We start from the raw sequence: 25,924 nt of genomic DNA, 5'->3' as shown, positions 1-25,924 counted from the left end.
AAACCGTTTTCATGGAATGGAGGGATTCCACGATGTTGTCGCGTTTCCGTCGCCCTGCGCTGTGTGCGCTGCTGGCGCTTGCTCTGCCTGCCGTCGCCTGGGCTGCTGCGCCGGTGCCACTGAAAGTGATGTCGTTCAATGTCCGTACCCCGGCCGATACCGAACCGGGCAAGCGCTGGCCGGACCGTCGCGATGCCATGGTCAAGGTCATCCTCGATGCACACCCGGCCGTGATCGGCACGCAGGAGCTGGTGAAGGAACAGGCCGACTTCCTGTCCGGGCATCTGCCCGGCTACCGCTGGTTCGGTGAAGGCCGCCGCGGTGGCAGCGGCGATGAACACATGGGCGTGTTCTACGACAGCAAGGTGCTGGCCATCGAGGAATCCGGCAACTTCTGGTTATCCGATACGCCAGAAGTACCCGGCAGCATCACCTGGGGCAACCTGTACCCGCGCATGGTCACCTGGGCCCTGTTCCGGCGCCTGGACGATGGCCGCCGTTTCTACTTCATGAATACCCACCTGCCCTACCGCGACGAGGACGAACCGCGCAGGGTGAAGGGTGCCGAGCTGATCGGCAAGCGCCTGCAAGCCCTGCCTGCCGACCTGCCGGTGGTCCTGACCGGTGACTTCAACAGCGAGCCCGGCGGTGACACCTACAAGGCATTCACCCGCCTGCTGCAGGACACACGCACGCAGGTGAATGCACCGCAGGGACCACGCCTGACCTTCCACGACTTCACCGGCAAGGCCACCGTGCAGCTGGACTGGGTGCTGGTGCGCGGCTTCCATGCCCGCAGTTTCCTCACCGATGACCGCCGCATCGACGGCGTGCTGCCGTCGGATCACTTCCCGCTGGTGGTCGAGCTGGACTGGCCGAAGCACTGAATCTCTGCGGCCGCCGTGGCTACCGCGGCTGCCGCGACAACAGCCGGTACAACGCCAGGTGCTGGTTGCGCGCCTGGCAGATGCGGGCGCCGACAGCAAGGAACACGGCAACGCCGATCAGGCCCAGCCCCAGCATCGGATCAGGCAGTCGCAGGAAACCGATCGCAGCGGCCATCGTCGCCAGCACCAGCAGCACAACGACCGCCACCGAAAGGCCCGCGCCGGGTGGCCCCGGGTCGCCAAACAGCATGCGCTGGGTATCCCGCCTGTCATCGCTCATCGTCTTTACTCCCTGGAATCTGCCCCCACTAGTTACACGGCGGACACGGCTTCCGGCAGAGTCAGAAACGTCACGACTGTGACAACGTCCACAGCACACACCGCGCTACCCTGCCCCCGTTCCCGAACTGTGGAGAAAGGCATGGCACACCAGAGCCGCCTGGCCGGTTTCATCATCGATTGCGAGGGCATTCCCGCCGACGAAGGTGCCCGCTTCTGGTCTGCCGCGCTCGGCCTGCAGGCGCAGCCCGCCTATGCCGAAGACGGCGCCGAGTACGCCGACCTGCAGGGCGCGCCCGCAGGCCTGAACGTGGAGGTGCAACGCGTCAATCACCCTTCACGGGTGCACCTGGACATCGAGAGTGACGACATCGACGCCGAGGCCGACCGCCTGGAGAAGCTCGGCGCGCGGCGGATAGGCTTCGTCAAACGCTGGTGGGTGATGGAAGCACCGACCGGCCATCGCTTCTGCATCGTGCGCATGCGCGAGCGCGAGGTACCGGCCAATCGCTGGCCCTGAAAGAAGAAAGGGACGGAAGCCACTGCTTCCGTCCCCTGCGGTTACTGCACCTGCGCCACACTCGCCGGCTGCGGTGATTGACCCCAACCACCCAGCGCCTTGTACACCCCCACCACGCTGACGTTGACCTCGGACTCGGCCGCGGCCAACGCATCATCGGCTGCCAGCTGCGTACGCTGCGCATCCAGCAGGGTCAGGAAGTCCTCCGAGCCCTCGCGATAGCGGATCTGCGCCAGCGACTCGGCACGGCGTGCCGCCTGCGCCTGCTCGACCACGATCGCCAGCCGCGCCTGCTGCTTGGAATAGCGGGTCAGCGCGTTCTCGGTGTCTTCCAGTGCCAGCAGCACCGTCTGCTCATACTGTGCTGCCACGCCTTCGGCCTCGGCCTTGCTGGCACGCAGGCGTGCACGCACGGTGCCAAAATCGAAGGCCGCCCAGCTCAGCGACGGCGTCAGCGACCAGGCCTTGTTGTTGCCATTGACCAGGCCACTGGCATCGCCACCGAGGAAGCCGACGAAACCGGACAGCGACAGCCGCGGGAACAGATCCGCCGTGGCCACGCCCACCCGCGCGGTAGCGGCAGCAAGACGACGCTCGGCCACGCGCACGTCGGCGCGTTGGCGCAGCAGCTCGCGGGTATCGCCCAGCGGCAGCGCCTTGGCGAATGCCGGCACTTCGTGCGGCGCAAGCATGGCGGTCAGCGTTTCCGGACGCTGGCCCAGCAGAACCGCCAGGCGGTTGCGCGACTGCGTTTCGGCCACTTCCAGCAGCGGAATGTCGGCCTCGATCGCCTTCAGCCGCGCACGACTGCTCTGCACGTCCAGCTCGCTGCCGGCGCCCAGCTCCCAGCGTGCCTCGGTCAGCTTCTGCGTCTCGCGCAGATTGACCAGGGTGTGCTGGGCCACGGCGATGCGCTTCTGTGTGCCGCGCAGCTCGAAGTAGTTGCGCGCCACTTCGGCGGCGATCAGTACCTGTGCGTCGGCCAGGTTGGCCTGCTCGGCATCGAGGTCGGCACGGGCGGCTTCTGCAGCACGGCGCTTGCGGCCGAACAGATCCAGCTCCCAGCCCGCATCGAAGCCGAGCTGGTAGCTTTCACTGAACACCCGCTGCCCACCCAGCTGCGGATCGGGTTGCTTGCGGCGATCGTAACTGCCGCCTGCGGTGACATGCGGCGCCTGGTCGAAGCGGCTTTCGACGAACACCGCGCGGGCCTGGCTGACGCGGGCCACGGCCACGCGCAGGTCCAGGTTGTCCGAAAGTGCGCCGTGAACCAGTTCTTCCAGCACCGGATCATCGAACTGCGCCCACCAGCTCGCCACCGGCGAGGTGGTGCTGAACACCGGCTGCTGCGCCCCCTGCAGCACCACCGGTTCCTGCACCGGGGCCTTGTAGTTCGGGCCGACGCTGACACAGCCTGCCAGCACCAGGCTGGAGACAGCCATCGCCAACGTGCGGATCACCATGGCAGCACCTCACCCAGGTAGGTGAAGCTGCCGTTCGGACCTTCATGGCCGATCAGTGCCATCTGCACGCTGGAGCGCGCGCCTTCGCTGATCTCGATCTCGCCGTGGCCGCCGTTCATATCGGTTTTCACGTAACCCGGATGCACGGTATTGACCTTGATCTGGGTGCTGCGCAGTTCATGCGCCAGCGCCAGCGTCCAGCTGTTCACCGCTGCCTTGGAGGCGTTGTACGCGGGGATCTTGAAATCGTAGATGCCCGAGGTCGGATCAGCGTGCAGGGTCTGCGAGCCGAGCACGCTCGAAACGTTGACGATCCGCCCGGACTTGGCCTGCCTGACCAGTGGCAGGAAGGCCTGGGTCACCGCAACCAGTGCGTACACGTTGGTGTCGAAAGTGCGCTTCCAGGTATCCAGCGACTGTTCGGACGGCGCCTGTGCCGGGTTCTCGATCATGATGCCGGCGTTGTTGACCAGGATGTCCAGGCGCCCATGGCGCTGGCGTACCTGCTCGACCGCTTCGGCGATGCTGGCGGCATCGGTCACGTCCAGCTGGATGGCTTCCACCGGCAGGCCCTCGGCCTGCAGCTTCAGCGCCTGCTCTACGGCGGTCTCGCGCTTGCGGCCGGCCAGCAGCGTATGCACGCCGGCCTGGGCCAGCTGGCGCACGGTCTCGGCGCCGATGCCGCGGGTGGCGCCGGTGACCAGCGCGATCTTGTTCTGATGAGAGTTCATGGATTCTTGCCTCGTGAGGGGGAAGCCGCCGCCGGCCAGCGACCGGCGGCGACGGGGTTCCATGTCAGTGGTGGATGGTCGGCTCGCCGTGCTGCACCAGCTGGCCACCACCGTTGCGGGTGACGAACTTGCGCAGGGCCACGTAGAACACCGGGGTGAGGAACAGGCCGAACAGGGTCACGCCCAGCATGCCGGCGAACACGGTGATACCGGTCACCGAGCGCACCTCGGCACCTGCACCGTGCGACAGCACCAGCGGTACGGTGCCGGCGATGAACGCGATGGAGGTCATCACGATCGGGCGCAAGCGCAGGCGGCAGGCTTCCAGCGCAGCTTCAACGATACCCTTGCCGCCCATCTCCAGCTCTCTGGCAAATTCGACGATCAGGATCGCGTTCTTGCACGCCAGGCCCATCAGCACCACCAGGCCGACCTGCACGAACACGTTGTTGTCACCACCGGTCAGCCACACGCCGAACAGCGCGGACAGCAGGGTCATCGGCACGATCAGGATCACCGCCAGCGGCAGCGACCAGCTCTCGTACAGTGCGGCCAGCACCAGGAAGGCCAGCATGATCGCCACCGGGAACACGATGAAGGCGGCCTTGCCCTGGGTTGCCTGCTGGTAGCTCAGGTCGGTCCATTCGGTGGTCATGCCCACCGGCAGCACCTTGCCGGCGATCTCGGTCAGCTTGTTCATCGCCTCGGCCGAAGACAGCAGGCGCGGGTCGGCTTCACCGGCCAGATCCGCTGCCGGATAGCCATTGAAGCGCAGCACCGGGTCCGGGCCGAAGGTCTGCTTGATGGTGACCATCGAACCGATCGGCACCATCTCGCCGCGGTCATTGCGGGTACGCAGCTTGCCGATGTCCTCGACCGTTTCGCGGTACGGACCGTCCGCCTGCGCGATGACCTGCCAGGTACGGCCGAACTGGTTGAAGTCGTTGACGTAGGCCGAGCCGAGGTAGGTCTGCAGCGTGTCGAACAGTTCGGTGAGCTGCACGCCCTGTGCCTTGGCCTTGACGCGGTCGACCTCGGCATCCAGCTGCGGCACATTGGCCTGGTAGCTGGAAATCGGGAAGGCCATGCCCGGCGTCTGCGCAACGGTGCCCTGCATTGCCTGTACAGCATTCTGCAGCGCGCCGTAACCCAGGTTGCCGCGGTCCTCGATGAACATCTGGTAGCCGTTGCCGTTGCCCAGGCCGAGGATCGGCGGCGGCATCATCGAGAAGGCGAAGCCTTCCTGCAGGCCGGCGATCTTCTGGTTGATCTCGGCGTTGATCTGCGCGGCGGTACGGCCATGACGCTCGGCGAACGGCTTGAGCGGAATGAACGCCACACCGGTGTTCGGCGTGTTGGTGAACTGCAGCGCGTTCAAACCCGGGAACGAGATGGTGTGGGCCACGCCATCGGTTTCCTGGGCGATCTTGGCGACCTTGCGCAGCATTTCATCGGTACGCGCGATCGACGAACCTTCCGGCAGCTTCACACCGGCAATCAGGTACAGCTTGTCCTGGGTCGGGATGAAGCCCGGCGGCACCAGCTTGAAGATCACACCGGTACCGACCAGCAGGATCGCGTAGACCACGAACACCGCACCACGACGGCCGAGGATGCGGGCCACGCCACGCTCGTACTTCTCCGAACTGGACTTGAAGAAGCGGTTGAACGGACGGAACACCCAGCCGAACAGGCGGTCGATCAAGCGGCTCGGGCCGTCCTTCGGCGCTCCATGGGCCTTCAGCAGACGCGCGGCCAGGGCCGGCGACAGGGTCAGCGAGTTGATCGCCGAGATCACCGTGGAGATGGCGATGGTGACCGCGAACTGCTTGTAGAACTGGCCAGTGACACCCGACAGGAAGGCCATCGGCACGAACACGGCACACAGCACCAGCGCGATCGCGATGATCGGGCCGGACACCTCACGCATGGCCTGGTGGGCCGCGGCGGTGGGCGACAGGCCTTCTTCGATGTTGCGCTCGACGTTCTCCACCACCACGATCGCGTCATCCACCACGATGCCGATCGCCAGCACCAGGCCGAACAGGCTCAGCGTATTGATCGAGAAGCCCAGCAGGTACAGCGCGGCGAAAGTACCGACCACCGACACCGGCACCGCGATCAGCGGAATGATCGACGCACGCCAGGTCTGCAGGAACAGGATCACCACCAGCACCACCAGCGCGATCGCTTCCAGCAGCGTGGAGACCACGGCCTTGATCGAGTCGCGCACGAAGATGGTGGTGTCATACACGGCTTCGTACTTCACGTCGGCCGGCATGGTCTTCTGCATCTCGTCCATCGTCGAGATGACCTGGTCGCGGATCTCCAGTGCATTGGCACCCGGCGACTGGAAGATACCGATACCCACCGCGTTCTTGCCGTCCAGCTGCGAACGCAGGGTGTAGTCACCGGCACCCAGTTCCAGGCGGGCCACATCGGCCAGGCGCACGATCTCGCCATCAACACCGCTCTTGAGCACGATGTCGCCGAATTCCTTTTCAGTCTTCAGGCGGCCCTGGGCATTGATCAGGGTCAGGAACTGGCTGTTCGGCAGCGGTTCGGCGCCGAGCTGGCCGGCCGAGACCTGCACGTTCTGCTCACGCATGGCGCGCACTACGTCACTGGCGGTCAGGCCGCGCGAGGCGACCTTGTCCGGGTCCAGCCAGGCGCGCATGGCGTAGTCACCACCACCGAAGATCTGCGCGTCACCCACGCCCGGAATACGCGCCAGCGCATCCTTGACGTGCAGACGGGCGTAGTTGCGCAGGTACAGGGTGTCGTACTTGCCGTTCGGCGAGGTCAGGTGCACCACCATCAGGAAGGTCGGTGACTGCTTCTGCGTGGTCACGCCCTGCCGGCGCACGTCCTCGGGCAGGCGCGCCTGCGCCTGCGCCACGCGGTTCTGCACTTTCACCGCCGCCGCGTCCGGGTCGGTGCCCGGGCGGAAGGTGACGGTCATCTGCAGCACACCGTCCGAGCCGGCGACCGACTTCAGGTACATCATGCCTTCGACGCCGTTGATCGCCTCTTCAAGCGGCGTGGCGACGGTCTCGGCAATGACCTTGGGGTTGGCGCCCGGATACACCGTGCGCACGACCACCGACGGCGGCACCACTTCCGGGTACTCGCTGATCGGCAGGATTGGAATCGTGATCAGGCCTGCGGCGAAGATCACGATCGACAGCACCGCCGCGAAGATCGGCCTGTCGATGAAGAAACGGGAAAAGTCCATGGAGGAATTCCTGGGAAAGGCGTTCGGCGGGCAACAGCCTCCCCGCCCCTCGCCGAGATGACGAAGGCAGAGAAGGCTGCTGCTGGCGCCGGCAGCTAAGCGGGGACGCGGATCAGGAGACGGCGGATCAGTGGTTCAGCGCGGCGGTGGCATCGCGGCCCGGTGCCGGCGGCGCAGCCTGCGGCTGCATCGCCACGGCCTTGGCCTGCACCGGCATGCCCGGCATGAAGACCTTCTGCACGCCGTCGATGATCACCTTGTCGCCGGCCACCAGGCCATGCTCGACAATACGCAGGCCGTCGGCGGTGCGGCCGAGCTGGATGTCACGGCGCTGGGCCTTGCCATCCTTGTCGACCACGTACACGTACTTGCGATCCTGGTCGGTCAGAACAGCCTTCTCGTCGATCAGCAGGGCCTGGAACTGGCCGCTGCCGAGCAACTGCACGCGGGCGAACAGGCCCGGCGTGAACTGGCGGTCGGCGTTGTCCAGCAGCGCGCGGACGCGGATGGTGCCGGTGCTGCGTGCCACCTGGTTGTCGAGGAAGTCGACCTTGCCCGAATGCGGGTAACCCTCTTCGCCGGACAGGCCGACCTTCACCGGCAGATCGCTGTCACGCTCGCTCGGGCGTTCACCCTTGCGTGCCATCTGTGCATAGCGAAGGAAAGTGCTTTCATCGGCATCGAAGTAGACGAACACGGTGTCCAGCGAGACCAGCGTGGTCAGCACGCTGGCGCTGTCGCCGGCGGTGACCAGGTTGCCGGCGGTGACCATCGCGCGGCCGGCACGGCCGTCGATCGGCGCACGCACCTTGGTGAACTCCAGGTTGAGGCGGGCCGCATCCAGCGCAGCCTGCGCCGCCTGTACGGCGGCACCGGACTGGTCAGCCGCAGCGCGACGCTGCTCGGCCGTCTCGGTGGAAATGGCCTGCTGCTCGGACAAGCGCTTGGCACGCTCGGATTCACTGCGGGCCAGCGTGGCCTGGGTGCGGGCGCGGGCCAGTTCGGCAGCGGCGCGATCGTACTCGGCCTGGTAACTGCGCGCGTCGATGGTGAAGAGCACTTCGCCCTTCTTCACTTCCTGGCCTTCGACGTAGTTGACCTTGTCGATGTAGCCGGACACGCGCGGGCGCAGTTCAACGCTCTGTACCGCTTCGACGCGGCCGCTGAACTCGTCCCACTGGCTGACCTGCTTGACCAGCACCGGTGCAGCACTGACCTGCGGCGGCGGCGGTGCACCGGCTTCTTCGGCGTGGCCGCCGCTGCAGGCCGCCAGCACGGCTGCGGCGAGGATCGACACGCCGACCATCGCGATGCGATGGCCGAAACGATGTGGGGTGGAATTGGGGGAAGTCATGGCATGCATCCGTACGGAGGGGTGGTACAGCTAGATGAGAACGTGTTGCAAAAACAGGCGGCGTATCCTGCGACCTCAACCATGGTCGAGGTCAAGCGACGCCTGCGGTATCGCGCCACAGGGGAGGAACGTCCAGGTGCAGCAGGCCGCGCGGCAGTTCGGCATCACTGCTGTCGCAGCGGACGATGGCGCGGTTGTCGCGGCAGCCGTCGAGCAGGGAGACCACGCGACGGCCGACCAGCAGTGAGCTGGGCCACTCGATGCAGGCATTGGCCGCGTTGGCCGGCGTACACACCGGGCTGCAGACTTCCAGCATCTGCGCGCGCACGCCCAATGCCTGGGCTTCCTGGTGCACCACCTGCGCGTACATACGCAGCGCCGCAGTGGTGATCGAGGTTTCGCCGTAGCCCGCCCATGGCTTGGCATTGGCCGGGCTGCCGATCATCACGTAGCGGCGCGCATGCACGTTGTCCTGCAGCAGCGGCAGCAGATGACGCACTGCGTGCACGTGCGGCATCAGATCGGCCTGCATCGCGCCCAGCAGTTCATCGCCGTTGCGGTCAGTCACCCGGCCGCGACGGTAAGGGCCGCCCATTGCGGCGATCACTGCCGCCAGCGGACGCGGGCGATGCGCGATGCGTTCGGCCAGTGCGCGCGCCGAGCCGTCATCGCTGAGCGAACCCAGCAGCGTCTCCAGGCCCGGCTCATCGGCGAACTGCTCATGCAGCGCCGCCAGCCGGCCCGGGTCGCGACCGACCACCAGCACCGGGCTGCCGGCTTCCAGCAGTGCGCCAACTACGCCCTGGCCGACGGCACCGGTGCCGCCGAGGACCAGGACTTCGGGCGTCAGCATCCCATTCACGGGACATTTCCTCCCAAATCCGGGATAGTCCCGATTCGACGCAGCCGGTCGCCCTTGTGCGGGGCCAGGCGGATGGCACCGCCACGCTGCTGACGCATCGGCGCGGTAAACTCACGGAAGTCCTTGTGTACCAAGGAACTCGGGCGGACTTCAACGGTCATTGCCAGGTCCAGGGTGCTCTGGCCGGCGTTCCGGAGACGGGCAAGAATGTTGCGCAGGCTCATGGCGGACGGGCTCCAAATAACGAATGGCGCCACGATAGACCTCAAACCTTTACTTGATTAGTCCTGATTAAGGGGAATAATCATCCCGCTCCCGGTCCAATCGTTCTGTCACGATTGTCCCATCCCCGACGTCCAGGATCCCAGACCATGTCCCACGATCTCAACGAGACGCTGATCTTCGTCAAAGTGGTCGAGCAAGGCAGTTTCATTGCCGCTGCCAAATCGCTCGGCCTGCCCAAGACCACGGTCAGCCGCAAAGTGCAGGAGCTGGAAACGCGCCTCGGTGCGCGCCTGCTGCACCGGACCACCCGCCGCCTCGGCCTGACCGAAGCGGGTTCGATCTACCACGAACATTGCCAGCGCATCGCGCGCGAGCTGGAAGAAGCCGAGAGCGCGGTGAGCCAGCTGCAGTCCGGTCCGCGCGGCTGGCTGCGCTTCACCGTGCCTTACTCGATCGGCATCACCTGGATTGCACCGCTGCTGGGCCAGTTCCATGCGCAGTATCCAGAGATCCGCTTGGACATGCACATGGGCAACGAGAAGCTGGACCTGATTGCAGGTGAGGCGGACCTGGCCCTGCGCGTGGGTGCCCTGCCCGATTCCAACCTGGTGGCACGCAAGCTGGGCAGCCTGCGCACGCAGGTGTTCGCCAGCCCGGCCTACATCGAACGCTATGGTGAGCCGCTGCATCCGGAAGAGCTGCAGTTCCATCGCATCCTGGCGATGCGCAAGCCGTACCACACCGGCAATTCGCCGCGCTTCACCTGGCAGCTGGGCGAGAACGGCGGCGAGCTGCGCGACTTCCCTGTTACCCCGCTGATGACCGCCAACGACATGTCTGCGTTGAATGGTGCATTGGTGTGCGGCGAAGGCCTGCTGCTGACCGGCGACGTGATGGCCAAGCCGTTCGTCGAGTCGGGCATGGTACGGCGCGTGCTGGCCGGCTGGACTGGCCCGGAAGTGGACTTCAACGCCGTGTTCGCCGGTGGCCGCCTGGTCTCGCCGAAGGTGCGTGCATTCGTCGACTTCCTGGTCGAGAAGCTCAACTTCGACGCCAATTACATGCTGGCGCAGTGCCCGGGCGCGAAGCTGGCGCAGCAGCAGAAGGAAAAGGAAGACGCGGCGCTGGAAAGCAGCGGCAAGCGGATTCTGGAGAAGGTGGCCGCTTCGGCCGCATGACCGGAAGCATCCACGCATGGCGTGGATCTACCGGCATTCCGTAGAGTCGAGCTTGCTCGACTGCTCTTGCGCTTCAGTCGAGCAAGCTCGACTCTACGGGCGCTATCGGCGTGCCGAGCAACGCTCGGCACCCACAAAAATGCCGCCTGCAAGGGCGGCATTTTCGTTCCGGCCGATAGCCGGACCGGCTCAAGCAATAACGCGTAGCGTTATTGCTTGAGCGGAATCACGCGGATCTCGACGCGGCGGTTCTTGGCGCGGCCGGCATCGGTGCTGTTGTCGGCAATCGGGTACGACTTGCCGGCGCCCAGGGTTTCGATGCGCACGCTCTGCACGCCCTGGCCGATCAGGTACTGCGCGACCGAGTCGGCACGTTCCTTCGACAGGCGGTTGTTGACCGCGTCACTGCCGATGCTGTCGGTATGGCCGACCACTTCGATCATGGTCTGGTTGTAGTCACGCAGGGTGCCTGCCACGCCATTGAGCGAGCCGTAGAACTGCGGCTTCAGGGTCGCCTTGCCGAAGTCGAAGGTGATGCCGTCCGGCAGGTTCAGCATGATGTTGTCGCCCTGGCGCTGCACATCAATGCCGGTGTTGGCAGTGCGCTCGCGCAGTGCGCGTTCCTGGCGATCCTGGTACTGACCTACCGCGGCGCCGCTGAGCGCGCCGATACCGGCGCCGATCAGCGCATGCTGACGACGCTCCGTGGCGCTGTCACCGGTCAGCAGGCCGGCGGCTACGCCGATGGCGGTGCCGATCAGCGCGTTGCGGCCGGTGCGGTTCTGCTGCTCGGTCGGGTTGCCGTACTGGTCACTCTGTACGTAGGAGCCGCCGGTGGCGCAGGCCGACAGGACGGCCGCACTCATCAGGGCCAGTGCGACGTTGCGGGTGGTGTTGCGGATCATGAGGTTCTCCTTGGTTTCCGGTCGGCCGGCGGCCTGCGGGCGCAAAGAGAATAAACAGCCCGATGCGATGCCGGAATGATGATCGGGCACACCGACAGGGCCGCGTTCAGCTAACTGACCAGATCGCTCAGGTCGCCCTTTACCCCGCCCCCGACTGGCGGTAAGCCGCCAATGCGGCGTCGCGGCCCGCGGCCAGGTCCACCAGCGGCGTACGCGGATAGCCCGGGGCATGCGCGGCCAGCAGCAGCGGATGCTGCCACGGCGCGAAGCGCGCCTTCACCGGCAGCGCGGCCAGTTCGGGCACCCAGCGGCTGATGTAGCGGGCCTGGGGGTCGAACTTCTCGGCCTGGGTGACCGGGTTGAACACGCGGAAGTAAGGCGCGGCATCGGCACCGGTCCCGGCCACCCACTGCCAGCCCATCGTGTTGTTGGCCAGATCGGCATCGACCAGGGTGTCCCAGAACCAGCGTGCGCCATGCAGCCAGTGCGCGCGCAGGTGCTTGCACAGGTAACTGGCCACGATCATCCGCACCCGGTTGTGCATGTAGCCGGTGTGCCACAGCTCGCGCAGTCCTGCATCGACGATCGGCACGCCGGTGTTGCCTCGCTGCCAGTCGTGCAGCTGCGCGGCACTCGGTGTGGCCCACGGGAAACGGTCAAAGCGCGGGTTGAGGTTGTCGGTCGGCGTCTTCGGGAAGTGATGCAGCAGGTGATAGGCGAAGTCACGCCAGCCCAGCTGGCGCAGATAGCCGTCGATGTCGGCGTCGGTACCGGCACTACGCAGCCCTTCCAGCGCATGGGCAATCCGCCAGGGTGCGATTTCGCCGAAATGCAGGTGCGGCGACATCCGCGAGGTGCCCACGCGATCTGGCAGGTCACGCTGCTCGCGGTAGCCGCGCAGCGCACCGTCCTCGAACACGGACAGCGCTTCCAGCGCACCGGCTTCACCCGGCTGCCAGTGCTCCCAGAAGCCGGTATCCCAGTCCAGCGTCGGTCCCAACTGGAGATCATCCAATGCCAGGCTGTCGACCGCGTGCGTCGCCAGTGCCTTCGGTGCAGCCTGCAGTGCGGGCAGGCGCCAGTGGCTGAGTACATTGCGCCAGTACGGCGTAAATACCTTGTACGGCTGACCCTGCTGGGTGGCGATATCCCACGGCTCGAACAGCAGGCTGCCATTGCAGCTCTGTGCGTCGATGCCCTGCTCGCGCAACGTGCGCTTGATGGTGGCGTCGCGTGGCTGGGTGGCCGGTTCGTACTTGCGGTTCCAGTACACCGCCCCGGCGCCGGTCTGCTCGATCAGCAACTGCAGGGCCGGCAGGCTGTCACCACTGCGCAGCACCAGCGACGAACCGCGCACGCGCAGGTCGGCGTCCAACGCGGCCAGTGAACGGTGGCGCCACGCATCGGAGGCGGCACCCGGCACCCACTCACCCTCTTCGTGGGGCGCATGGATGTAGATCGGCACCACGTCGTGACCGGCATCCAGCGCGGCCTGCAGGGCCGGATTGTCCTGCAGCCGCAGATCACGGCGGAACCATACCAACGCTACCGACACAGACACCGCCTTCGTTGTTGAAGGCGGACATGATAGCCAGCGGCGGTGAAGGCGCTGCACGCAGACGCCGTCTGCTAGGCTGCTGGGCCGCTCCTCGTTGGACCCCGCCATGGATGATCTGTACGCCTCATTCGCCCGCTTCGGGCTGCTGCGGGCCCAGCACGAAGGTGACTGGCAGGGACCGTTCCCGTTACCACCGGTGCTGGCGTGCTTCTACGCGCAGGTGGGACCGCTGGGTCATGAGATCAATGCGAAGGTGGGCAACTCCGGAATCACCATTCCGGGCCTCGATGTCTGGATACCGCCGCTGCGGCGTGTGTGGAGTCACCAGGCCGGTTATCGCTGGCATGGCATCAGCGGCGAGCCGATCGACAACTGGCCATCGAACTGGCTGGTGATTGCCGATCACGGCGCCGATCCGTTCATCCTCGACCTGGATGACGGCCGTGTGCTGTTCAGTCACCACGGTGCGGGCCTGCTGGATGCCGGCGAGATCGCTACCGATGTGCCGACCTTGATGGCGGCTCTGGCTGCTGCAGGCACGGTGTACCTCGATGCAGGCGACGACCTCTACAACGACGATGACGATGGCGGTATCCGTCCTGAACACCAGGAGGCAGCCGTACAGGCGGTGGCCCGGGTACTGGGCGACCGCCTGCAGGCCGAGTCGTTCATCGAGACGTTGCTGGACTGAATCCACGCATGGCGTGGATCTACTTTTCGAAGCGCTTCATCGCTTCGCTGATCAGTACCCGCGCCTCGGCGGCGTTGCCCCAACCGTTGAGCTGCACCGGGTTGCGACCGGCCGGCAGGTCCTTGTAGACCCGGAAGAACGCCTCGATGCGCTGGCGCTCGACCTCCGGCAGATCCTTCAGGTCGCGGATGCTGGCGTAGGTCGGGTCGACCTTGTCGGTGGGCACGCCGATGATCTTCTCGTCGTGCTCGCCGCCATCGATCATCTTCAGGTAACCGATCGGCCGGAAGCGCACGATCACGCCCGGATGCAGCGGTTCACGGGTCAGCACCAGCGCGTCCAGCGGATCGTTGTCGCCGGCCAGAGTGCGCGGCATCGAGCCGTAGTTGGCCGGATAGGCGACCGGCATCGACTGGAAGCGGTCCACATGGACCAGGCCGTCTTCCTTGATCTCGTACTTGGTGAAGCTGCCGGCCGGAATCTCCACCGCCAGATTCACCTCCTGTGGGGCCTGCTTCGGCTGGGCCACCAGGAACGGATGCAGTACGGTATCGGCAGCGGTCACCGCACTGGCCAGCAACAGCAGGGCGGCACCGATGGCGGCGAGCGGAAGGATGCGTCGGGGCGTGGTCATATGCCTCTTCTCACTCCCAGCAGCGGTCGGCACGACCCTTGGCGGTCTGCGCGCGCGGGCAGTCGCGTGGCGTGATGCGACCTTCGGTCAGCTCCGTGCGCTGCTTGCCACCCTTGGCATCACGGCGCAGTTCGAAGGCATCGTAGAGACGGCCGGTCACCGTGCGTGCTTCATAGCGCAGGTGCTGCGGATCAATGTTCAACACCTGGAACAACTGGGTATCCTCGGCCACCGGATCCATCGTCCTGCGTGCTTCGTCGGAAAGGCGGTACTGCTTCGGCCCGGCCACGGTCACCACGTACTGCGGCGTGGCGGCCTGCCCTTCACCGCGACGGCCATAGGTGTGATCGTGGCCCTGCAGCACCAGGTCGACGTTGTGGCGGCGTACCACCGGCAGCAGCACGTCACGCAGCGCAGCGTTCTCGCGGCCTTCGCGGGGTGAGTAGAACGGCTGGTGCAGCAGCACAATGGTCCACGGCTGCCGGTTGCCGGCCAGGACCTTGTCCAGCCATTGCGCCTGTGCCTTGGCGGTGCCGAGGTCGAGTGCCGAGGTGCCATCGACCACCGCCACGCGTACACCCTGCGCATCGAACCAGTAGCTGGTCTGCTGCGCGGCGGTGGCGCCATTGCCCGGCAGCGCGAAGGTCACCGGCCAGTGCCGGCCCAGCACGCGACGCTCCTGCGGGGTATCCTCGAATTCCTCGAAGTACTCGTGGTTGCCGATCGCCGGGGCCACCAGCGTTTCCTGCGCCAGCCAGCCGGTGGCGGCAAACCACTCGCCCCATTCGCTGTCATCCATGTTGTCGCCGCCGCTGACCAGGTCACCGGCGAACAGGCTCATGCGTGCCTGCGGTGCGGCCTTCTGCGCGGCGCGCACTACACGGCTGACATGGCTGACGTTCTTGTTCTGGGTATCACCGAAGTACAGCAGGGTCAGCGGCTGATCGGCCGCCGCCAGCGTGCGCAACTGGTTCCAGGCGCTCCAACTGCCGTTGCCCTGCACGCGGTAGACGTACTGGGTATCCGGCTGCAGGCCGCTGATGTCCGCGCGATGATGATGCGACAGCCCGTTCTCGGTCTGCAGCGCGCGGGTCGTTGCGCGCACCTGGCGGATGCCCTCGATCGCCGGCGAATCCCCGGCGAGGGCAATCTCGAGCAGCGGTGCCTGCACGCTGCCGTCAGTACGCCAGGCCACGGCGAAACCGTGGCTGGGATCGACCGCCGGCGAGGCGACGATGCGATCCGGCACCGGCGTCGCTGCGTAGTGGCGGCTGCCTGATGGCACCTGGGTGTTGGGTTCGGCCGCTGCGAACGACAGCGACGGCAGTGCCAGCAGCAGGCCCAACGCCAGCGTGCGCATCACGCACTGCCGGCTCATGCGCCACACTCCAGCGGCAATGCCAACTGCTTGGCGATGCTCTCCCAGTCGAACGCCACCACGCCCTGGTCGTCATGCACTGCATACAGTGCGCCGTGCGGGAAGCGCGCACTGGGTTGCTGCATCATCCAGATGCCGTCGGTGTTGGCCACGGTATTGCCCTGGAACGCGCCCACCGGCTTCAGCGTGTGCCGGTCGAACAGATGGAACACGCTGCGCTGCTTGCCCTGTTCGGTGGTGATCCACCAGCCGTCCTTGCCGCAGGTGCGCAGGGTCACGCCTTCGGCCTGCGCCTTGAACACGTCGCGGCCGAACGTGGTGCCGGTGAAGCGTCCGGCCAGGGTGTAGACCTTGAACTCGCTGGCGTAGCTCTCATCCTCTTCGGCGATCAGCAGGCGATCATTCTCCGGATCGCCCCAGATCGACTCGACCACGCGCAGCGCACCGGCTTCGCTGGTGTCACCGATGCTGGCCACCAGCTTCGCCTCGACCTTCGCACCGTCGCGGGTCACGTGGTACTGGCGCACGCGCTTGTCCAGCTCGGCCAGCGGCGGCAGGATGTCACGCCCCTGCGCATCCTCGCCGTTGTCCCAGGAGTCGGTAACGTAGACGTTGTAGCCATCGGCACGGCGGTCGACCCACAGCCCGTACGGCTTGCGCAGGTCGTCCGCAGCGAACGTCGCCAGCGGCGCGAAGTCCGGCAGGCTCAGCACCTGCACGCGGTGATTGTCGCGCTCCACGATCCACAGCAGGTCGTCGATTACCGCGATGCCGTTTGGGCGGTCGAACTGCCCCGGCGCGGAGCCGCTGCTGCCGACGTCACGCAGGTGCTGGCCGGTGCTGCCGTCGTAGACCACCAGCTTGTCGGTGGCCTTGGCGGTGGCGATCAGCCACAGCGCGCCGTCCGGCGCGCGCCAGGCCGCCGGCGAGTCGATGTTGTCGGCCGGGGTCATCGGTGACAGGAAGGCTTCGGCGATGGTGGTCACCGTGCGCGCGCCCCCGGCTTTCGCTGCCGTAGGGGCCGCGGCCGGATCGCTGCCGGTCGCCGGCGTGCAGCCGGCGGCCAGGGTCGCCGCGAGCGCGACCGCCAGGACGGTGATGCCACGCCCCATCACAGTGCCACCTTCAGGCCGAGCGCGTAGGTACGACCGTATTCTTCCATCTGCAGGGTGCGCGAGCGCGTGCCCTGGTACAGCTCAAGCGGCTTGTCCAGCAGGTTCTGCGCCTCGAAGTACATGCTTACGCGCGGGGTGAACTTGTAGTCCAGCGAGAAATCGAGCTGGGTGTTCGGCGCAACGTAGATGTCGAACGCCCGGCCCTTGCCGATGCTGTCCAGGTACTCGCTGCGGTATACCGCCGCCAGGCGTGTACTTACACCGTACTTTTCATAGCCGATGTGTGCGCTGTAGACATGCTTGGAGGCGCGCGGCAGTGTGAAATCCTCGCCTGCACGGTCCTTGATGCCGGCATCGAATTTGGTATCCAGCCAGGTGCCACTGGCACCGACCAGCAGGCCATCCAGGCCGTCCGGCAGGAAGGCCAGCTGCTGCTGCCAGTTGAATTCCGCGCCACGCACGGTGGCCTTGCGGCCATTGATCGGCTGGGTCACGTCAAAGCCGCCATAAGCGGGATCATTGGTCCGCACCGTTTGCACGATGTAGCCATCGATCGACTTGTGGAACAGGCCAAGTGAAACGATACCGGTGCTGCCGATGTACTTCTCCACCGACAGGTCGATGTTCTTCGACTCGTACGGATCCAGTTCCGGATTACCCAGGCGCACTTCCTCGTCGCCGCGGCTGTAGCCCACGCGTGGCGAGACATCGCCGAAGGAAGGACGCGATACGGTCTTGTTGGCCGAGGCGCGCAGTACCCAGTCATCGGCCGCGTCGTAGCGCAGGTGCAGACCCGGCAGCACGTTGGTGTAGCTGCTGTTGGCCACCCGCGGGGTGACGGTGAAGCTGCGCCCGTTGGCGGCCACGTCCACCTGGTTGCCGATCGCCTTGAACTGGGTGTTTTCCACGCGCACACCGCCGATGATGCGCAGCGCGCCCACATCCCAGGTACCCATGGCGTAGCTGGCGAAGATGTCTTCGCTGGCCACGTAGTCCTCTTCCAGCGATGTCATCGCGTTGCCACCGGCATCCTGGGGACGGGCGCTGTACTGGCCGCCATTGGCCGCCCAGAAGGCACGCATCGCGGCCGAATCCATGCCGTCACCGAGGTTGCCGTGGCGGTGCTCCGGCGAGGAGGTGCTCCAGCTCGACAGCGCCACCTTCGGGCCGACACGCAGTTCGCGCTCGTCCACATTCACGTCGCGGTCGCGCCAGCGGCCCAGCAGGCCGAACTTGATGCTGCTGCTGTCGCCGTCGAAGCGCACGTTGACCTGCGCGCTGTGCTCCTTGTCGTTCACCTGCTTGGGTGAGAGCACGAAGCGGTCGAACGCGTAGTTGCTGTTGTCCAGCCACTGCGGGTTGTCGAAACTGTAGCTGGGCAGGCGGCTGCTTTGGTCCAGGGTGCCGTTGAAGGCCTTGCCGTTGAGCTTGAAGCGCGCCTCCATCTCGTCGTTCACGCGCTCTTCGGTACGGGTGTAGCCGATCCGGTAATCGACCACGGCGTTGGTCAGCTTGTTCTCGCCACCGAGACTTGCCGCGAAGGTGTTTTCCTTCTTGGTGCGGTAGCGCATGCGCTTGTCGATGGAATCCTTCGGCATGCCATCCAGCCGATACTGGTCGGTGCCGGTCTTGACCATCTTCGCGTCGTCGAAGTTGAAGATCACGCGCTGGCGGGTCTCCGCATCGTCGAACTGGCTGTACAGCGTGCGCAGGTAGTACTTGCTGTCTTCATTCGGGCGCCAGTCGAGGTTGAGGTTGGCACCGATGCGCTTGCGCTCGATCTCGTACTTGCGGTGCTGCAGGTTGATCGCGGTGACATCGCCGGGGACGGCATCGTCCTTGCCGTCATACTCCACTTCGGTGTTGTCCGACTCGAACCTGCGCTTCTGGTAGTTCACGCCCAGCGCCACACCGAAGGTGTCGTTGAACACTTCGCTGTAGTTGAAGGCAGCCTTGGGGCTGGTCTCACCGGACAGCTGCTGGTGGCTGCCTTCGATCTTGCCACGCAGGCTGCGACCGTTGCGGTCGAAGGCCGAGGCCGACTCCACGAGCACGGCGCCACCAATGGCATCACCCGGCATGTCCGGGGTCGGCGACTTGACCACGCGCAGGCGCTCGGTGGAGTCGGACGGGATCACGTCCAGCGGTGCGGCGCGGCTGGAATCCTCCGGCGTACCGATGGCGATGCCATCCACGCTGACGCTGTTGAGGTTGGCGTCCAGACCGCGGATGACCACGAAGCGCCCCTCGCCCTGGTCGCGGGTCACACTGATGCCCGGCAGGCGCTGCAGTGACTCGGCCACGTTCTTGTCCGGGTACTGGCCCAGGGCATCGGACGACACCGCGTCTTCGATCGCATCACTGCTGCGTTTGAGGTCAACCGCGCGGATCTGTGATTCGAGCTGGGCGCGCACTTCGATGCGGTCCAGGTCGACCGCGTCGGACGCCACGGCGCCGGTGGCGGCTACCGCCTGCTGCCCGGCCGCCTGCAGCGGGGCTGCGGCCCCCATCGCCAGGGTCAGGGTGATGGCAACGGCCAACGGAGTCTTGATATGCACTGGGAATCCCCATTCCTGTTAAGAATGGGTCTGCACGGTATGTCCGCAAGGTTGCATGGCAATGACATGCATCTGCACATTTCGCGTACCAGGGCCACGGCCCGGTTTGGGTTCGGCCCGCCGATCCGGCAAAATGGCGCCCTCTCTCCTTTTCCCCTTCCCGACCATGAAGATCGTCGAAGTGCGCCACCCGCTGGTGCAGCACAAGATCGGCCTGATGCGCAACGCTGCGCTCAGCACCAAGGATTTCCGCGAACTGGCCAACGAGCTGGGTACGCTGCTGGCCTACGAGGCCACCGCCGACCTGGACACCGAGCCGCACACCCTGCCCGGCTGGGCCGGCCCGGTCACCGTGCAGCGCATTGCGGGCGCCAAGATCACCGTGGTGCCGATCCTGCGCGCCGGCCTGGGCATGCTCAGCGGCGTGCTGTCGCTGATCCCGGCGGCCCGCGTCAGCGTGGTCGGCCTGCAGCGCGATGAGGAAACCCTGCAGCCGGTGCCCTACTTCGAGCGCCTGACCGGGCGCCTGGAAGAGCGCGACGCGCTGATCCTGGACCCGATGCTGGCCACCGGCGGCACCCTGATCGCCACCATCGACATGCTCAAGCGGGCCGGTGCCCGCCGCATCAAGGGCATCTTCCTGGTGGCCGCGCCGGAAGGCATCGAGGCGGTCAAGGCCGTGCACCCGGACGTGGAGATCTACACCGCGGCCATCGATGCCCAGCTCAACGACAAGGGCTACATCCTGCCGGGCCTGGGCGATGCCGGTGACCGCATCTTCGGTACCCGCGTCGGCTGATCCGAAGAACCGGGGTCAGAGCCCTTTCGCCGCGAAAGGGGTCTGACCCCAACAGCGCAGGCCATCGCGGCCGCGTTGCGATTCTTCACGTGCTCTTGGCGCCGGGAAGCGAATGCTCCGCGCACCCGCCACCCTTGGAGCTCCCGATGAAAGCCTCTTTCCTGCTGGCCGCCGTCCTGCTGGTCGGCCTGCCCCTGGCTGCCAATGCCACCACTCCGCAGCAGCAGCGCATGGCCGAATGTTCGGCCAAGAACAAGGGGCTGAAGGGCGATGCCTACAAGACTGCACAGAGCTCCTGCCTCAGCGGCCACGCCGCCGACGCCAAGCCGGTCAATACGCAGCAGGAACGCATGCGCAAGTGCAACGCTGACGCGGGCGCCCAAAAGCTGGCCGGTGATGCGCGCAAGACCTTCATGAGCAGCTGCCTGAAGGCGTCGTAATGGTCGCATCCGGATAAAACGCCATCCACGCATGGCGTGGATATACCGTCATCAGTAAAGGCCGGGCATTGCCCGGCCATGCCATTACCCCAGGGCGCGTGCCTTCAGCTCACCCTGCTCGTGCAGGGTCACGAAACGCCCCTTGTCATCCCTGCCAAGCTGCGCCAATGCCACCTGCGGGTCGTGGGTGAAGAACAGCCGCACGTTGCGCGCCAGCTTGTCTTCCAGGAACTGCCGCTTCTCGTCGATCAGCAGCTCGGCATTGCGGTCATAGCCCATGGTGATCGGCACGTGTACCCATGAGCGGCCCGGGATCAGGTCGGCACAGAACACCACGCCACCATGCGCACTTTCGCCTGGATGCGCGTGACCGACGATCTCGGCCAGCATCAGCCCCGGTGTATGCCCGTCGCTGTAACTGAAGCGCACGCTGCGGCCGAGCGCCTTCGAGTACTCCCCGTCCACCACTTCCAGCCGGCCACTGGCCTGCAGCAGGCCCGGCAGTTCCGGAATGAAGCTGGCGCGATCGCGCGGGTGTGGCTGCACGGCGCGCTGCCAATGCTGCGCGCCGACCACATAGGTTGCGTTGGGGAACAGCAGCTCGGGCTCACGTCCTTCGCTCCATGCCGCCAGCAGGCCACCGGCATGATCGAAATGCAGGTGGCTGAGCACCACCACGTCGATATCCTCATGCTCGAAACCCGCCTCGCGCAACGAATCGATCAGCACGTGCTGGCTTTCCTGCACACCGTAGCGTTCGCGCATGCGCGGATCGAAGAACGCCCCGATACCGGTTTCAAACAGCACCGTCTTGCCTTCCAGCGGGCTGGCAAGCAGCGCACGGCAGGCCAGCTCGATGCGATTGAGCTCGTCCGGTGCCGCCCATTTTTCCCACAACGCGCGCGGCGCGTTGCCGAACATCGCGCCGCCATCGAGGCGCTGCGAGTTTCCACGAATAGACCAGAGTTTCATGTGTCGATTATCGGCGCCGGCTCGTTAAATAATCGCTAGAAGGGAAACAGAAAACCCCGCCGGCAAAGGCGGGGTTTCGATAATCAGCCGGATTGCCGGCCCGCAGCCGGCACCACCGGATCAGTGTGCCGGCACCACCTGGGCACTGCCGACCGGATTGCGCGGGTCGCTGCCGCCGAACAGCTTGTTGGCCCTGCGGTCCCATTCCACGGTCTGCAGGTTGCCCCACACGTGGCTGGAACCGCGGCCACCCGCGGCGACATTGCCCGGCAGGTCGATCTTGTGGCCCATCGCCTGCAGCTGCTTCACCGTCGCCGCGTCGAACGCATCGTCCTCGGCTTCGATCAGGTCCGGCAGCCACTGGTGGTGGTAGCGCGGCAGTGCGGCAACCTGCTGCGCATCCAGGCCGTCGTCGTAGCCGAGGATGCCCAGCAGCACCATGGTGATGATGCGGCTGCCACCCGGGGTGCCCAGCACCACCACCTTGTCGGCGTTCTCCATGAAGGTCGGCGTCATCGAGCTGAGCATGCGCTTGCCCGGCTTCGGCGCATTGGCTTCATAGCCCATCACGCCGAACGCATTGGGCGTGCCCGGCTTCAGCGCGAAGTCGTCCATCTCGTTGTTCAGCAGCACGCCGGTGCCCTTCGGAATCAGCCCCGAGCCGTACAGCAGGTTGACGGTCTGGGTCGCGCCGACCCGGTTGCCGTCACGGTCGATGATCGAGAAGTGCGTGGTCTCGTCATCTTCCAGCGGCGTCGGGTTGCCCGACAGCAGGTCGCTGGGCGTGGCCTTTTCCGGATGGATGGTCGCCCGCAGGCCCTGTGCGTAGTCCTTGCTGGTCAGCACCTTCTGCGGGATCTGCACGAAGTCCGGATCGCCGAGGAAGAAGGTGCGGTCGCGGTAGGCACGGCGCATCGACTCCACCACCAGGTGGGTGCGGTGCGCCGGGTCCATCTTGTTGATGTCCCAGCCTTCCAGGATCTGCAGCATGCTGGCCAGCGCGATGCCACCGGACGACGGTGGCGGCGCGGTGGTGATCTTCCAGCCGTTGTAGTTGAACACGATCGGTTCGCGCTGCTTCACGCGATAGCCGGCCAGCTCTTCAGCGGTCCACTGGCCGCCGGCCTGCTTCACGCCGGCCAGCAGCAGCTTTCCGGTCTGGCCCTTGTAGAAGCCATCAAAGCCACCTGCGGCCAAGCGCTCCAGCGTCTGTGCCAGCTCCGGCTGCTTGAACAGGTCACCGCTGGCGATCGGCTTGCCGTTGCGCAGGTAGACCTCACGGGTGCCGGGATAGCGCTCCATCACCTCACGGCGAGAGGCATAGCCCTTGGCCATGCGGTCGTAGACCGGGAAGCCTTCGCGCGCGATGCGGATGGCCGGCTGCAGCGAGGCCGCCAATGGCAGCTTGCCGTGCTTGGCCGACAGCTCGACCAGCGCTGCAGGCAGGCCCGGGATACCGGCCGACCAGGCGCCATTGACCGAGCGGTCACGGTCGAGGTTGCCCTGCTTGTCGAGGAACGCCTGCGGGGTTGCTGCAGCCGGCGCGGTCTCGCGCGCGTCCAGCATCACGTCCTTGCCGGTGGCCGCATCGTGCAGCAGAAAGAAGCCACCACCGCCCAGGCCAGAACTGATCGGCTCGACCACCGCCAGCGTGGACGATACCGCCACCGCGGCATCGAAGGCGTTGCCGCCCTGCGCCAGGATGTCGATGCCCGCCTGGGTGGCCAGCGCATGGCCGCTGGCAATGGCCGCGCCATCGGGGCGCTCGGCACGGGCCGGGCTGTCGGCCCAGGCAATCGGGCTCAGCAGCAGGCCGAGCAGCAACAGGGGGCGGACGATCAGCGTCTTCATTCGGATGGGGGCTCCGCGTAGAGTTCGGGGTGATCGTGCTGCAGCTGGCGCAGCTTGGCCAGCAGCTGGTCTTCCGTTTCCACGATCTCCGGGTCCGGGTCGATGCACTCGACCGGGCAGACGACCACGCACTGTGGCTCGTCGAAATGACCCACGCATTCGGTGCAGCGCGCAGGGTCGATCACGTAGATGGTTTCACCCATCGCAATGGCCTGGTTCGGGCAGGCCGGCTCGCATACGTCGCAGTTGACGCAGAGCTCGTTGATTTTCAGCGACACGGCGATACTCCTCGCCCGCGCCCTGGGACAAAGGACCGGCCAGCGCGGGCGCGCGGGCCGGTCAGGTCATCAGCGGCGCCCTTGCAGGACGCCGCCCGGGCCATGCCGGAGCATGGCCGCCATGGCTCGGTATTACTTGGCTTCGACGAAAATGTACTCGGCACCGGTCGGCTGGATCGCAGCCTGTACGCGGGCGTTGTCGGCCGACTGACCGATGAAGACGACGCGCACGCCCTTCATCGAATCCGGCGACACGTCCTTGAACACGGCCTGGATCATGTCAGCCATCTTGCCCGAGGCCGACGAACCAAAGGCCAGCATGTTGCCCGGCTGCACGCCACGGGCCACGGCCTGGGTCGCGCTCTCGGTCTGGCGCTCGTACTTGGCCTGGAAGTCCGGGTCCGATTCCGGCGAGAGGTAGTACAGGAACGGGCTGTTGGTGATGTTGCCCATGTTCTGGATCGCCACTTCCTGCAGGTACTTCTTCCAGCCTGCATCGTCGTCCTTGGACGGAGCGACCAGGGCCTGCTTGGCCTCGTCGACCGGAGCGGCCTCTTCCTTCTTGCAGGCGGTGAAGGCCAGGGCCAACGAAGCGATCAGCATCGCGCGCATGGTGGTGTTCATGGGTTTCCTCCCGGAATGGTGCGTGGTGTTGTACGTAATGGGGTGCGGGTACAGCGGGGCTTACGACTGTGCCGACTTCGCTTCGCGGACCTTGCGCAGGGCTTCGAGCACCGCGGCCGGCACGAAGCCGGACACGTCGCCGCCCAGGCGCGCGATCTCGCGGACCAGCGAGGACGAAATGAAGCTGTGCTGCTCGGCCGGGGTCAGGAACAGGGTCTCGACCTCGGGGATCAGGTGCCGGTTCATGCTGGCCATCTGGAACTCGTACTCGAAGTCGGACACCGCGCGCAGGCCGCGCAGCAGCACCCCGCCCTGGACCGAACGTACGAAATGCGCCAGCAGGGTATCGAAGCCGATGACCTCGACGTTGCTGTGGTGGGCCAGCGCGCCACGCGCCAGCTGCACGCGCTGCTCCAGCGGCAGCGCCGGGCCCTTGGACGGGCTCTGCGCCACGCCGACCACGACCTTTTCGAACAGCGGCGCGGCCCGGCTCACCAGGTCGATATGACCGTTGGTGATGGGGTCGAACGTGCCGGGGTAAACGGCGATGCGGCGATTGGCCACGGTCATGGGCGGTTGCAGATGTTCAGATGAGGTCAAAGTGTAGCAGTGGCGCGGCAGTACAGGGCAAAGCGCACCTCGCGGGTGCCGCCCTCGCGGTGCAGCAGCCAGTCCGGCGGCAGCACCGGCACGTGGCCGGCCGGCGATTCCAGGTACAGCCAGGCATCGGCGGCCAGATGCCGCGGGAGCTGGGCCAGCACGTCCTGCCACAGGCCGTCGGCGAACGGCGGGTCGATGAAGACCAGATCGGCCTGCTGCGCCGGCGCGCCCTGCAGCCAGCGCAGGGCATCAGCCTGCACGACGCTGATCTGGTCGGAGGCCTGCAGCCTGGCCACGGCAGCGGTCAGATTGCGTCCCAGCTGCGCATCGCGTTCGACCAGGGTGGCGTGTGCGGCACCGCGCGAGACCGCCTCCAGGCCCAGTGCGCCACTGCCGGCGAACAGGTCCAGCACGCGGGCCCCACCGAGCCTGGGCAACAGCCAGTTGAACAGGGTTTCGCGCACGCGGTCGCTGCTGGGGCGGAGCCCCGGCAGGAGCGGCACCGGCAGGCGGGTATTGCGCCAGCGCCCGCCGATGATGCGGACCTGGCCTTCATTGCCGCCACGGCCGCTCATCGGCGCCCCCGGCGGGAGGTATTCGAGAATTTCAGCATGAGCGGGATTGTAGTTCGGCCGGGCTTTGCCCGGCACCCGCAGAAGCCACGGCAACGGCCGGAGCAACGGCAAAAGCCGGCTATCCGTGGGCCGGCGGGGTGGGTCCGGTTGAGGGGGGCGCTGCAAGTACGTCCATGTAAGCTCGGTCGCCGCATCCATGCGGCTCACGCCCC

General features: G+C 66.1%; 25 protein-coding genes. 6 read left to right on the top strand and 19 right to left on the bottom strand.

From position 1 onward, the window contains the following. The first annotated feature begins 32 nt into the window (after nt 1–32). Entirely contained in the window at nt 33–887 is an 855-nt protein-coding gene (locus tag N7573_RS15730; RefSeq protein WP_032128269.1) for an endonuclease/exonuclease/phosphatase family protein, read from the top strand. A gap of 19 nt (nt 888–906) precedes the next feature. On the opposite strand, the gene N7573_RS15725 is transcribed toward N7573_RS15730, so the two are convergent. Next, complete coding sequence (locus N7573_RS15725) at nt 907–1,167, bottom strand: hypothetical protein (RefSeq protein WP_180844920.1); 261 nt, start codon at nt 1,165–1,167, stop codon at nt 907–909. A 141-nt stretch (nt 1,168–1,308) separates the two neighbouring features. Between N7573_RS15725 and N7573_RS15720 the strand changes: the two genes are divergently transcribed. Continuing rightward, a complete protein-coding gene (locus tag N7573_RS15720) occupies nt 1,309–1,686 on the top strand; it encodes a VOC family protein (RefSeq protein ID WP_154263208.1) in 378 nt (125 codons plus the stop codon). A 41-nt stretch (nt 1,687–1,727) separates the two neighbouring features. Here N7573_RS15720 and N7573_RS15715 read toward each other — a convergent pair whose 3' ends face one another. From N7573_RS15715 to N7573_RS15690, 6 genes are all read right to left on the bottom strand, one after another. Then, a complete protein-coding gene (locus tag N7573_RS15715; protein WP_032128266.1) occupies nt 1,728–3,149 on the bottom strand; it encodes an efflux transporter outer membrane subunit in 1,422 nt (473 codons plus the stop codon). Then, nucleotides 3,143–3,880, bottom strand: a complete 738-nt coding sequence (locus N7573_RS15710; protein WP_279943216.1) for an SDR family oxidoreductase — start codon at nt 3,878–3,880, stop codon at nt 3,143–3,145. Before N7573_RS15710 ends, N7573_RS15715 begins: the two co-directional genes overlap by 7 nt. 64 nt (nt 3,881–3,944) lie before the next feature. Continuing rightward, complete coding sequence (locus tag N7573_RS15705; protein ID WP_032128264.1) at nt 3,945–7,115, bottom strand: multidrug efflux RND transporter permease subunit; 3,171 nt, start codon at nt 7,113–7,115, stop codon at nt 3,945–3,947. Nucleotides 7,116–7,242: 127 nt separating this feature from the next. Continuing rightward, nucleotides 7,243–8,469 (bottom strand): efflux RND transporter periplasmic adaptor subunit, encoded by a 1,227-nt coding sequence (locus N7573_RS15700; protein ID WP_279913778.1) that lies wholly within the window; start codon nt 8,467–8,469, stop codon nt 7,243–7,245. Nucleotides 8,470–8,560: 91 nt separating this feature from the next. Next, the gene (locus N7573_RS15695) at nt 8,561–9,331 is read right to left on the bottom strand and encodes an SDR family NAD(P)-dependent oxidoreductase (protein ID WP_049400332.1); all 771 of its coding nucleotides are present in this window, start codon (nt 9,329–9,331) and stop codon (nt 8,561–8,563) included. Beyond that, nucleotides 9,328–9,555, bottom strand: a complete 228-nt coding sequence (locus N7573_RS15690) for a hypothetical protein (RefSeq protein WP_032128321.1) — start codon at nt 9,553–9,555, stop codon at nt 9,328–9,330. Before N7573_RS15690 ends, N7573_RS15695 begins: the two co-directional genes overlap by 4 nt. A gap of 147 nt (nt 9,556–9,702) precedes the next feature. Here N7573_RS15690 and N7573_RS15685 point away from each other — a divergent pair, with 147 nt between their 5' ends. After that, nucleotides 9,703–10,734, top strand: coding sequence for a LysR family transcriptional regulator (locus N7573_RS15685; RefSeq protein ID WP_005409107.1), 1,032 nt, complete (start codon nt 9,703–9,705; stop codon nt 10,732–10,734). Nucleotides 10,735–10,943: 209 nt separating this feature from the next. Here N7573_RS15685 and N7573_RS15680 read toward each other — a convergent pair whose 3' ends face one another. Continuing rightward, on the bottom strand, nt 10,944–11,639 hold the full coding sequence (locus N7573_RS15680) for an OmpA family lipoprotein (RefSeq protein WP_008267948.1): 696 nt from the start codon (nt 11,637–11,639) through the stop codon (nt 10,944–10,946). A gap of 139 nt (nt 11,640–11,778) precedes the next feature. After that, a complete protein-coding gene (locus tag N7573_RS15675) occupies nt 11,779–13,194 on the bottom strand; it encodes a deoxyribodipyrimidine photo-lyase (RefSeq protein ID WP_279913299.1) in 1,416 nt (471 codons plus the stop codon). 109 nt (nt 13,195–13,303) lie between these two features. Here N7573_RS15675 and N7573_RS15670 point away from each other — a divergent pair, with 109 nt between their 5' ends. Next, complete coding sequence (locus N7573_RS15670) at nt 13,304–13,888, top strand: hypothetical protein (RefSeq protein ID WP_279913298.1); 585 nt, start codon at nt 13,304–13,306, stop codon at nt 13,886–13,888. A 19-nt stretch (nt 13,889–13,907) separates the two neighbouring features. Here N7573_RS15670 and N7573_RS15665 read toward each other — a convergent pair whose 3' ends face one another. From N7573_RS15665 to N7573_RS15650, 4 genes are read right to left on the bottom strand one after another with little or no spacing between them, the layout of a single operon-like run. Then, nucleotides 13,908–14,522, bottom strand: a complete 615-nt coding sequence (locus N7573_RS15665; protein WP_134951207.1) for an inorganic diphosphatase — start codon at nt 14,520–14,522, stop codon at nt 13,908–13,910. A gap of 10 nt (nt 14,523–14,532) precedes the next feature. Next, complete coding sequence (locus N7573_RS15660; RefSeq protein ID WP_279913302.1) at nt 14,533–15,882, bottom strand: metallophosphoesterase family protein; 1,350 nt, start codon at nt 15,880–15,882, stop codon at nt 14,533–14,535. 14 nt (nt 15,883–15,896) lie between these two features. After that, nucleotides 15,897–17,012: a phytase gene (locus N7573_RS15655; protein WP_279913297.1), complete on the bottom strand. Its 1,116-nt coding sequence runs from the start codon at nt 17,010–17,012 to the stop codon at nt 15,897–15,899. Next, nucleotides 17,012–19,573, bottom strand: coding sequence for a TonB-dependent receptor (locus N7573_RS15650; RefSeq protein ID WP_279913296.1), 2,562 nt, complete (start codon nt 19,571–19,573; stop codon nt 17,012–17,014). The genes N7573_RS15655 and N7573_RS15650 overlap by 1 nt, the downstream gene beginning before the upstream one ends. Before the next feature lie 166 nt (nt 19,574–19,739). Between N7573_RS15650 and upp the strand changes: the two genes are divergently transcribed. Together upp and N7573_RS15640 are read left to right on the top strand one after the other, a co-directional pair. Further along, the gene (upp, locus tag N7573_RS15645) at nt 19,740–20,372 is read left to right on the top strand and encodes a uracil phosphoribosyltransferase (protein WP_005409099.1); all 633 of its coding nucleotides are present in this window, start codon (nt 19,740–19,742) and stop codon (nt 20,370–20,372) included. A 146-nt stretch (nt 20,373–20,518) separates the two neighbouring features. Further along, nucleotides 20,519–20,812 carry a PsiF family protein gene (locus tag N7573_RS15640; protein ID WP_279913295.1) on the top strand — a complete coding sequence of 98 codons (294 nt, stop codon included), beginning with the start codon at nt 20,519–20,521 and terminating at the stop codon, nt 20,810–20,812. Nucleotides 20,813–20,896: 84 nt separating this feature from the next. Here the strand turns inward: N7573_RS15640 and N7573_RS15635 are convergent, their stop codons facing one another. The 6 genes from N7573_RS15635 to rsmD form a co-directional block, all read right to left on the bottom strand. Beyond that, the gene (locus N7573_RS15635; RefSeq protein WP_049400411.1) at nt 20,897–21,784 is read right to left on the bottom strand and encodes an MBL fold metallo-hydrolase; all 888 of its coding nucleotides are present in this window, start codon (nt 21,782–21,784) and stop codon (nt 20,897–20,899) included. Nucleotides 21,785–21,904: 120 nt separating this feature from the next. Beyond that, complete coding sequence (gene ggt, locus N7573_RS15630) at nt 21,905–23,635, bottom strand: gamma-glutamyltransferase (RefSeq protein ID WP_279913294.1); 1,731 nt, start codon at nt 23,633–23,635, stop codon at nt 21,905–21,907. Beyond that, nucleotides 23,632–23,913 (bottom strand): YfhL family 4Fe-4S dicluster ferredoxin, encoded by a 282-nt coding sequence (locus N7573_RS15625; protein WP_004153175.1) that lies wholly within the window; start codon nt 23,911–23,913, stop codon nt 23,632–23,634. Before N7573_RS15625 ends, ggt begins: the two co-directional genes overlap by 4 nt. Before the next feature lie 132 nt (nt 23,914–24,045). After that, entirely contained in the window at nt 24,046–24,537 is a 492-nt protein-coding gene (locus N7573_RS15620; RefSeq protein WP_004153167.1) for a hypothetical protein, read from the bottom strand. Between the two features lie 60 nt (nt 24,538–24,597). Then, nucleotides 24,598–25,107 carry a pantetheine-phosphate adenylyltransferase gene (coaD, locus tag N7573_RS15615; protein ID WP_032130277.1) on the bottom strand — a complete coding sequence of 170 codons (510 nt, stop codon included), beginning with the start codon at nt 25,105–25,107 and terminating at the stop codon, nt 24,598–24,600. A gap of 26 nt (nt 25,108–25,133) precedes the next feature. Then, a complete protein-coding gene (gene rsmD / locus N7573_RS15610; RefSeq protein WP_279943215.1) occupies nt 25,134–25,712 on the bottom strand; it encodes a 16S rRNA (guanine(966)-N(2))-methyltransferase RsmD in 579 nt (192 codons plus the stop codon). Between the last annotated feature and the right edge of the window lie 212 nt (nt 25,713–25,924).

The sequence above is a fragment of the Stenotrophomonas sp. GD04054 genome (genome assembly GCF_029836955.1).
Taxonomy (GTDB): Bacteria; Pseudomonadota; Gammaproteobacteria; order Xanthomonadales; family Xanthomonadaceae; genus Stenotrophomonas; species Stenotrophomonas maltophilia_A.
This window is presented reverse-complemented; position numbering and strand designations above follow the sequence as displayed.

Bases quoted from the DNA above. Each gene is read 5' to 3' on its own strand.
- N7573_RS15730 (WP_032128269.1), top strand. From the start codon at position 33: ATGTTGTCGCGTTTCCGTCGCCCTGCGCTGTGTGCGCTGCTGGCGCTT.
- N7573_RS15725 (WP_180844920.1), bottom strand. From the start codon at position 1,167: ATGAGCGATGACAGGCGGGATACCCAGCGCATGCTGTTTGGCGACCCG.
- N7573_RS15720 (WP_154263208.1), top strand. From the start codon at position 1,309: ATGGCACACCAGAGCCGCCTGGCCGGTTTCATCATCGATTGCGAGGGC.
- N7573_RS15715 (WP_032128266.1), bottom strand. From the start codon at position 3,149: ATGGTGATCCGCACGTTGGCGATGGCTGTCTCCAGCCTGGTGCTGGCA.
- N7573_RS15710 (WP_279943216.1), bottom strand. From the start codon at position 3,880: ATGAACTCTCATCAGAACAAGATCGCGCTGGTCACCGGCGCCACCCGC.
- N7573_RS15705 (WP_032128264.1), bottom strand. From the start codon at position 7,115: ATGGACTTTTCCCGTTTCTTCATCGACAGGCCGATCTTCGCGGCGGTG.
- N7573_RS15700 (WP_279913778.1), bottom strand. From the start codon at position 8,469: ATGACTTCCCCCAATTCCACCCCACATCGTTTCGGCCATCGCATCGCG.
- N7573_RS15690 (WP_032128321.1), bottom strand. From the start codon at position 9,555: ATGAGCCTGCGCAACATTCTTGCCCGTCTCCGGAACGCCGGCCAGAGC.
- N7573_RS15685 (WP_005409107.1), top strand. From the start codon at position 9,703: ATGTCCCACGATCTCAACGAGACGCTGATCTTCGTCAAAGTGGTCGAG.
- N7573_RS15680 (WP_008267948.1), bottom strand. From the start codon at position 11,639: ATGATCCGCAACACCACCCGCAACGTCGCACTGGCCCTGATGAGTGCG.
- N7573_RS15670 (WP_279913298.1), top strand. From the start codon at position 13,304: ATGGATGATCTGTACGCCTCATTCGCCCGCTTCGGGCTGCTGCGGGCC.
- N7573_RS15665 (WP_134951207.1), bottom strand. From the start codon at position 14,522: ATGACCACGCCCCGACGCATCCTTCCGCTCGCCGCCATCGGTGCCGCC.
- N7573_RS15660 (WP_279913302.1), bottom strand. From the start codon at position 15,882: ATGCGCACGCTGGCGTTGGGCCTGCTGCTGGCACTGCCGTCGCTGTCG.
- N7573_RS15655 (WP_279913297.1), bottom strand. From the start codon at position 17,012: ATGGGGCGTGGCATCACCGTCCTGGCGGTCGCGCTCGCGGCGACCCTG.
- upp (WP_005409099.1), top strand. From the start codon at position 19,740: ATGAAGATCGTCGAAGTGCGCCACCCGCTGGTGCAGCACAAGATCGGC.
- N7573_RS15640 (WP_279913295.1), top strand. From the start codon at position 20,519: ATGAAAGCCTCTTTCCTGCTGGCCGCCGTCCTGCTGGTCGGCCTGCCC.
- N7573_RS15635 (WP_049400411.1), bottom strand. From the start codon at position 21,784: ATGAAACTCTGGTCTATTCGTGGAAACTCGCAGCGCCTCGATGGCGGC.
- ggt (WP_279913294.1), bottom strand. From the start codon at position 23,635: ATGAAGACGCTGATCGTCCGCCCCCTGTTGCTGCTCGGCCTGCTGCTG.
- N7573_RS15620 (WP_004153167.1), bottom strand. From the start codon at position 24,537: ATGAACACCACCATGCGCGCGATGCTGATCGCTTCGTTGGCCCTGGCC.
- coaD (WP_032130277.1), bottom strand. From the start codon at position 25,107: ATGACCGTGGCCAATCGCCGCATCGCCGTTTACCCCGGCACGTTCGAC.
- rsmD (WP_279943215.1), bottom strand. From the start codon at position 25,712: ATGAGCGGCCGTGGCGGCAATGAAGGCCAGGTCCGCATCATCGGCGGG.